The sequence below is a fragment of the Streptomyces sp. NPDC043746 genome (assembly GCF_056436485.1).
The window spans coordinates 51,031-58,797 of record NZ_JBWKCM010000035.1; the positions used below are offsets into that span (position 1 = coordinate 51,031).

The 7,767-nt window shown below is 66.7% G+C and carries 5 protein-coding genes and 2 pseudogenes; 4 read left to right on the plus strand and 3 right to left on the minus strand.

What is annotated here, in order from left to right; genetic code table 11:
- Positions 1-68: 68 nt before the first annotated feature.
- Entirely contained in the window at positions 69-2,090 is a 2,022-nt protein-coding gene (locus AC0682_RS28060) for a serine/threonine-protein kinase (protein ID WP_478535909.1), read from the plus strand.
- A gap of 158 nt (positions 2,091-2,248) precedes the next feature.
- Here the strand turns inward: AC0682_RS28060 and AC0682_RS28065 are convergent, their stop codons facing one another.
- Entirely contained in the window at positions 2,249-2,740 is a 492-nt protein-coding gene (locus AC0682_RS28065) for a hypothetical protein (protein WP_478535910.1), read from the minus strand.
- 343 nt (positions 2,741-3,083) lie between these two features.
- Between AC0682_RS28065 and AC0682_RS28070 the strand changes: the two genes are divergently transcribed.
- The 3 genes and pseudogenes from AC0682_RS28070 to AC0682_RS28080 all read left to right on the plus strand — a co-directional run bounded on the left by AC0682_RS28070 (position 3,084) and on the right by AC0682_RS28080 (position 6,010).
- Positions 3,084-3,263 (plus strand): hypothetical protein, encoded by a 180-nt coding sequence (locus AC0682_RS28070; RefSeq protein ID WP_478535911.1) that lies wholly within the window; start codon positions 3,084-3,086, stop codon positions 3,261-3,263.
- A 364-nt stretch (positions 3,264-3,627) separates the two neighbouring features.
- Positions 3,628-4,715, plus strand: a pseudogene (locus AC0682_RS28075) (IS630 family transposase).
- A gap of 485 nt (positions 4,716-5,200) precedes the next feature.
- Positions 5,201-6,010, plus strand: a pseudogene (locus tag AC0682_RS28080) (IS5 family transposase).
- Between the two features lie 110 nt (positions 6,011-6,120).
- Here the strand turns inward: AC0682_RS28080 and AC0682_RS28085 are convergent.
- On the minus strand, positions 6,121-7,365 hold the full coding sequence (locus AC0682_RS28085) for an IS701 family transposase (RefSeq protein WP_478535912.1): 1,245 nt from the start codon (positions 7,363-7,365) through the stop codon (positions 6,121-6,123).
- Positions 7,358-7,657 carry an RHS repeat-associated core domain-containing protein gene (locus tag AC0682_RS28090; RefSeq protein ID WP_478535913.1) on the minus strand — a complete coding sequence of 100 codons (300 nt, stop codon included), beginning with the start codon at positions 7,655-7,657 and terminating at the stop codon, positions 7,358-7,360. The genes AC0682_RS28085 and AC0682_RS28090 overlap by 8 nt, the downstream gene beginning before the upstream one ends.
- Positions 7,658-7,767: the final 110 nt, after the last annotated feature.

Below are 7,767 nucleotides of genomic sequence, written 5' to 3' on the forward strand. Positions count from 1 at the left end.
GGGACTCCGTATCCGGGGACTCCGCGTCCGAGGACTCCGTACCCGGCGGCTCCCCGTCCAGGAAACCCATGCCCGGCGACTCCGCGTCCGGGGGCCCCGTATCCGCCCAGCAGTGGCCCCCCACACCCCCGCACAGCGCCTCCGCGCATCCACACCCGCACCCGCATTCAGCCCGCCGACCCCGCTCGGCCCCGCGTCTGGTCATCGAGGGCCGCTACGAGCTGCTGGAGCCGATCGGCAGCGGAGGCATGGGCGAGGTGTGGAAGGCCCACGACCGGCGGCTGCGTCGCTTCGTCGCCGTCAAGGGCCTGCTCGACCGGAACGCGATGACGCCCGGTACCCAGGCAGCGGCGATGCGGCGGGCGCGCCGGGAGGCGGAGGCGATCGCCAAGATCGAGCACCAGAACGTGGTGACGGTCCACGACCAGGTCGAGACCGACAACCAGGTCTGGATCGTGATGAAGCTCCTCGAAGCCCGCTCCCTGGCCGACCTGTTGCGCGCCGAGCGGGTGCTGGCCGTACCGAGGGCGGCGGACATCGGCCTCCAGATCCTCCAGGGCCTGCGGGCGGTACACGCGGCGTCGGTCGTCCACCGGGACGTGAAGCCGGGCAATGTGCTGGTCCGCGACGACGGGTTGGCGATCCTGGTGGACTTCGGGATCGCGACGTTCGAGGGCGCCACCCAGGTGACCAGGTCCGGCAGCGTGATCGGCACACCCCCGTATCTGGCACCCGAACTCTTCACCCCGGGCTCCCCCGGCCCCACCCCCGCCTCGGACCTGTGGGCGCTGGGGATCACGCTGTACGAGATGGTCGAGGGCACAGTCCCCTTCGCGGGCGGCGAGGTGTGGGAGGTCCAGGAGAACATCCGGCACACCCCCGATCCGCCCCTCCGGTACGCCGGACCGCTCGCCCCCGTGATCCAGGGCCTCCTCTTCCCGGACCCGGGCGACCGCCTGGACGCGGCGACGGCGGAGGCGATGCTGCGGGAGGTGCTGGGCGACCCACCGAAACCGGGCACGCCCGGTCCCGGCGCGACCACCCACCCTCCGACGGCCCCCTCCGAACCCGCGCCCGACCTCGTACGCGTCCCCGCCCCCGTACCGGAGCCCCTGGGCCCACCGGTCCCGGACCCCCGCCGGGAGCACGGCCGCCCCTGGCTGCGGGCGGCGACGGCCGTGCTGTGCCTGGCCCTGCTGGGCACGGCGGGCTGGTTGGTGGCGCGGGGCGTCGGTGGCGACGAGAAGACCGGTACGAGCGGCAGCACGACGACCGGTTCGGGCGCCGGCCCCGAGACGGAGAAGTGGAAGAAGACGAATCCCACGCTGAAGATCGGCGTCAAGGACGACCAGCCGGGCCTGAGCAAATACGACAAGGAGACGGGGACGTACGTCGGTTACGACATCGACCTGGCCTACGCGATCGCCGCGCATATGGGGTACAGCCGCGAGGAGGTCGCCTTCACCACGGTCGCGACCGACTACCGCAGCACTGCTCTCAAGACGAAGCGGGTGGACCTCATCATCGCCTCGTACAGCATCACGGACGACCGCAAGACCGCCTCGCCCGGCGGCTACAGCGTCGAGTTCGCGGGCCCGTACTACGAGGCGAGCCGGAGCTTCCTGGTCCGCGAGAAGTCGAGCAAGTACACGATCAAGGACTCCAGCGACCTGCGCCGCCTGGGCGTCGAGGTGTGTACGGCACGGGACTCCACGTACGAGAAGGAGCTGCCCAAACGCGGCTTCACGATGACGGAGTCCCCGCCCAACACCTACCAGGACTGCCTGGACCGACTGCTGGACGTGCGCTCGGACGTCTACGCGGTCGCCTCGGACGACATCGTCCTGGCGGGCTACGAGAAGGCGAACCCGGGGAAGGTCCGGCGGCTGGAGAACATCCAGGGCGCGGAGGGCTACGGCGTGGCGATGCGCCCCAAGTCCCCGGTCCTGAAGGGCGAGGTGTGCGCGGCGCTGCGCACGATCCTGGGCGGCAAGGTCTGGGAGGAGATGTACGAGAAGAACCTCTCCGCCCTCCTGGACCACAAGCCCCCACCGGGCCGCCCGGACCTGACGGAGTGCGAGGGCCACTGAACGGCGACGGCTGTACGGGGCCTGCCCGGCTTCACCGCTACCGGGCTACCGGGCAGGCGCCCCGGCCTCACCGCCCCCGTGCGGGGCCAGGCCGGGCCGGACTTTCGGAACCGGTGGCCACGGGACCGCCTCCACGGCCCCGGGCGGCCGGCCCACCCTCACCGCTCCGGAAACCGCTCCCCACACCGGCTGCAGAAGACGGGCGCGGAATCCGCGGACAACCGCCCGCACTCCGCACAGACCCGGTCCAGCGTGCAGGGCCCTTCGCCGCCTTCATACGCAGGCGACCCGCCCAGTCCCTTGATAACCATCCCGGGCCGCCGACGATGAACGGTGAGATAGGCGAGCCCCTCCGCCCCCGCGACGAGAGCCCGCCGCGAGGCCCGGGGCAGCCAGAGGACGGAACGCGGCCCCAAGACCAGCTCCCCGTCCGCCACCCGCACGAGCCCACCGCCCTCCAGCACGACGAGCAGCACATCGAGCACGTCCTCCTGGTGCTCCCCCACCTCCGCACCGGCAGGCAGCCGCACCAGATTGGCATCCAACTCCCGCCCCGCCTCGGCCAGCTGCCACAACGCCCCGCGCTGGTCCGGACGGGCGGCGGCAAGGACGTCGTCCAGCAGGGCAAGGACCCGAGGAGTCGCGTTCACGGCCACCAGATTACGGGATCTAGGGTTCCGCCGCGCCTTTCAACGAAACTGACAGGAATAACCATGCCTCCCAGCAACTCACCATCGGCTTTTACCGGTTTCCTCCCCACATGGCTGCTACAGCACACGCAAGAGCGGCCAGACAATAGAGATCTGCCAGCCATGACCTAGCCAGACGCCGCACCACTACGGAGTCACCCGTTCCCTTCCGGCTCACCCGACGGACATGGGCATCGACCTCCGTCGCTGCACGCTCCGCCGAACGAAAGAAGTAGTCAATCAAGGAAGACCCGAACGCCGAGGAGTGGATCCTCTCATTAGCATGAGTCACCAAGGTCAAGGCATGCTCTTCTTCTACGCCTCGCACGGCACCACAGGGAACCGTATACATAAACACGGGATTAATGACCACGACATCCAGGTCGGTAAGCACTATCCTCGAACGCCCAACCCGGAGAATCAGGGCGGCAATTGCGAGGCAGACGGCAGCGACACCAAGGGCATCGACATCGAAACCCTGTGAGAGAGAACCGAGGGCGATGAATGCAATCAAACTGAGAAGACACGAGAAGAACCAAGTGATTACAGCCATGGACACCCTGCGCAGAACAATACGGCGTTTTCTCAATTATTCACTCCGAAATCTTCCAGTTTGAATTAGCCAGACGAGAGGGAGCCCACCCCCTCCCGTCATCATCTCCGCACAAGAGGTCGCGCAGCTTGTCGGCACGAGGCGAGTCCTTGGCATGCCACAGGAAAGCCCCTTCTCCAGCGACCCGCCGACCGCCCCCAAGCGCCCGCCACGCTGACCGGCGGAGCATAGGAAGGGGCACCACCTCAGCTAGTGTCCTGAGTCGGTAGTTCACTTGCGGTTATAGGGTGGGGCAATGCCTGGTCCGAAGCCGTTGCCGCTGGAGTTGTCCGATCACGAACGCCGGGTGCTGCGGGGCTGGTTGCGCAAGCAGACGGCGTCTCAGGCACTGGTGCTGCGGTCGAAGATCGTGCTGGCGTGCGCGGAGGGCCTGCCGAACGCGCAAGTCGCGGACGACCTGGGCGTCTCGCGAGAGACGGTACGTAAATGGCGGTCCCGGTTCGCCGCGGACCGGCTGGAGGGCCTGGTGGACCGGCCACGTTCGGGGCCACCACGAAGGATCACGGACGAGCAGGTCGAAGCCCTGGTCGCCAGGACGCTCGGCCAAGCTCCGCCGACGGGTGATTCGCACTGGTCGACACGTTCGATGGCCGAGGCAGAGGGCATGTCGCAGTCGGCCGTCTCGCGGATCTGGCGGGCCTTCGGTCTCAAGCCGCACATCGTGGAGACCTGGAAGCTGTCGACCGACCCGCAGTTCGTGACCAAGGTCCGCGATGTGGTCGGCACTACCTGCCCCCGCCGGAGAACGCCCTGGTCCTGGCGGTGGACGAGAAGTCGCAGATACAGGCCCTGGACCGCACCCAGCCCGTCCTGCCGATGGCGCCGACCACGCCGGCGAAGATGACCCACGACTACGTCCGGCACGGCACGACCAGCCTGTTCGCCGCCCTCGACATCGCCTCCGGCTCGGTCATCGCACAGCACTACCGCCGCCACCGCCACCAGGAGTTCCTCCGCTTCCTGAAGGTCATCGACGCCGCCGTCCCCAAGGATCTCGAACTACACCTGATCCTGGACAACTACGCCACCCACAAGACCGAGCCGGTCAAGAAGTGGCTGCTGCGACACCCTCGCTTCCACCTGCACTTCACCCCCACCTCAGCGTCCTGGCTCAACCTCGTCGAGCGCTGGTTCGCCGAGCTGACCTGCCGCAAGCTCCGCCGCTCGGCCCACCGCAGCGTCGTCGAACTCGAACGGAACATCCGCGGCTGGATCAACGAGTGGAACAAGAACCCCAAGCCGTTCGTCTGGACGAAGACCGCCGACGACATCCTCGACACCCTCGCCGCATACTGCACACGAATTAACGACTCGGGACACTAGAGGAACTTAAGGATGTCCCCGATGGCGCGATAAATCTTTCTAGTCAATTTAGCCGAACTGCGCCACTTCAATTCCAGGGAAACGCTATCTCGCGCCACCCCCTTTTCACCGCTAGGATCATAAGCCGGAGAGATGCGATCTCTGGCTATTAGCCGGCCCACACCAATCAGGGAGACGTTCATGATTCGAGCCGCTTCGGACTGAGAAACCCAATCACTAGAGGGAATCGTGGGTGCCTTCAAAAAACGACTCATAAATCCGCCTCGTTTAATCTCTGACCCAAGCCTACAGTCGAATCAAGGCAAGCAGTCTCTATTTCGCTACAGAACGGGGGTGCGGGACCTGCCGCCCCTGCACCCCCGATTCATCAGAAGGCGTACTCCCTGATTTTTCTTCCAGATACTCTCATAGAGCTCGTAACACGATCTTGTTGAAGTGTGCTGGTTGGCCGTGACCGGCGTGACGATTCGGCCGTTCGTGATGGTGTGAGTACTCGGTCGTGGATCGTGGACGACGACTTGTGGGCGCTGATCGAGCCGCTCCTGCTGCCTTGGCCGGAACGGTCGCCGGGGCCGCGTCCGGTGTCGGACCGGCTCTGTCTGCAGGGCATCCTGTTCGTCCTGTACAACGGCATAGCCTGGCAACTCCTGCCCCTGGAGCTGGGCTTCGGCTCGGGGCAGACGAGCTGGCGCCGACTGGGCCGGTGGCAGAAGGCAGGAGTCTTCAACCAACTGCACCAAGTCCTGCTCGCCGAGCTGAACGCGGCCGGCGAGCTCGACTGGTCACGCGCGTGCGTGGACGGCTCCCACATCCGGGCGGAAAAGGGGGTGCCGACACCGGCCCGTCGCCGGTCGACCGGCGCAAGACCGGCAGCAAGCACCACTTGATCTGCGACGGACGCGGCACCCCGCGCAAAGTCATCACCACTGCCGCGAACGTCAACGACGTCACCCAGACCCTCGCCCTGGTCGACGGCATCCCGCCCGTCGCGGGCCGCCCCGGCCGGCCTCGCCGACGACCGGGCGCCCTGCTCGGCGACAAGGGCTACGACTCCAACCCGAACCGGAACGCGCTACGCGAGCGCCGGATCCTGCCTGTCATCTCCCGCAAGGGCTGCCCGAGCATCAAAGGGATGGGGCAAGCTCCGCTACGTCGTCGAGCAGACCTTCGCGCTCCTCCACCACTTCAAACGCCTCGCCATCCGCTGGGAACGCCGCACCGAACTCCACGACGCCTTCATCTCCCTGGCCTGCAGCCTGATCTGCTTCAGACGCCTCAAGAAGACCCGCACATGATCGTGTTACGAGCTCTTAGTACTCCAGCAGCGGTTCGTGTCCTGAGCTGCGTTTTCGGTAGTGGCAGTGGCGGGCGATGGCCTGGCGGCGTCTTCTCCAGGCGGACCAGTTCAGTGCGTGGGTGACGGGATCGTGGTTGGCTCGGGGATGAGGCAGGAGAGTGTCCAGGAGCCGGCGGATCTCTGCCACGGTGAGCGGGACGAGGGCTGATCCGTTTCTGCAGCCCCTTTTACGGCCTCGACGGCGGCCTGGGCGGCGAGTGCGGTCAGGACGGCGTGGGCGAGCATGGCGAGGGTGATGTGCCGGTACCAGCCGGGGTAGCGGCGGACCTCGTACTCGTCCAGGCCGCATTCGTTCTTCGCGGCCTGGAAGCATTCCTCGATCGCCCACCGGTTGCCGGCGATCCGGGCGAGTTCGTCGATCTCGATGCCGACGGGCGCGTGAGCGAGGTAGTAGGCGATCTCGCCGGGGTCGGAGAGACTGCGGCGCGCCAGCACCCAGCGGTGATGGGTCGGCGGATCCGGATCGAAGATGATGTTGGCGGGCAGTTTCGCCGCGGCCCAGTGATAGACGCGTGGGCCCTTCGCCCCGTCGCCGCAGGACAACCGCTGCCAGGCATCGGCGGGGGCTTCGTCGATGAGCTCGTCGATGCGCCAGCTCCCGGCCAGGGACTTGATCTGCTGGGACTTGGGCACCGCCACCACGTAGCCGAGGCCAAGCTGTTCGAGCAGGCGGCGGAAGTGCCAGTCCTGCCCGTACGCCTCATCCGCGGTCACCCAGGCAGCCGGTAGACCCGCGGCCAGACAGCGGCGCACGATGTCTCTGGCCAGCTCCCCCTTGGTCGCGAAGCCCCGCTCGTCGGGGATCTTCGCCGCCCGGCAGCGGTCACGGTCGGAGGTCCAGGACTTCGGTAGATACAGCTCCCGGTCCACCAGAGCTCGACCCGAACCGGTCGCATAGGCGGCGAACACACCGATCTGGCAGTTGTCGATCTTCCCCGAGGTGCCGGTGTACTGCCTGCCGACCCCGGCCGACGTGGTGCCCTTCTTGACGAACCCGGTGTCATCGAGAATCAGCACGCCACCCGGACCGAGCCGCTCGGCCACGTAATCACGGACATCGTCACGCAAAGCGTCCGCGTCCCAGACGCTGCTGTTCAACAGTCGCTGGAAGCCGTCCGGCGTGCGGTGACCTGCCCATTCCGCGAGCTGCCAGCCGTTCTTGCGTGTCGCCCGCCCCAGCAGACCACGGACATAGTCCCGCATCCGCCACCGCAGATCCGCCCGAGCGAACCTACTCGCCACCCGCGCGAAAACCGACTCCAACTCGACATCCCAGCAACCGACTTCAGTCATCCCTTCCATACCAGGACAACGACAAGCGCCAGCTCAGGACACGAACCGCTGCTGGAGTATTAGGCGTTTCCTGCCAGACCCACTTGCCGTTCCTCTTGGTGAACCCGGCGTACATACCCCGGTCAGCCGCCCACTGCTCGTCGGCACGAGGGCCCATACCTGTTGGTCCGTCCGGGCGCAGGCCCGTCGGGTCGGACTTGGTGAGCGGGCTGTTGTGGGCGTAGCTGTAGGCGTTCATCTGGGCCGGATCGTCGAAGTCGATGATCGGGTCGACTGAGATGAAACGGCCCAAGACGCTGCAGCTGAGCCAGGGACATTGCGTGTTGTCGTTCCGCCCGGTTGAGCACCTGAGTCCTGCTTGATCACGTCCATCCCAGTGCGGTCAGTGGTCGGCTGGGGTGA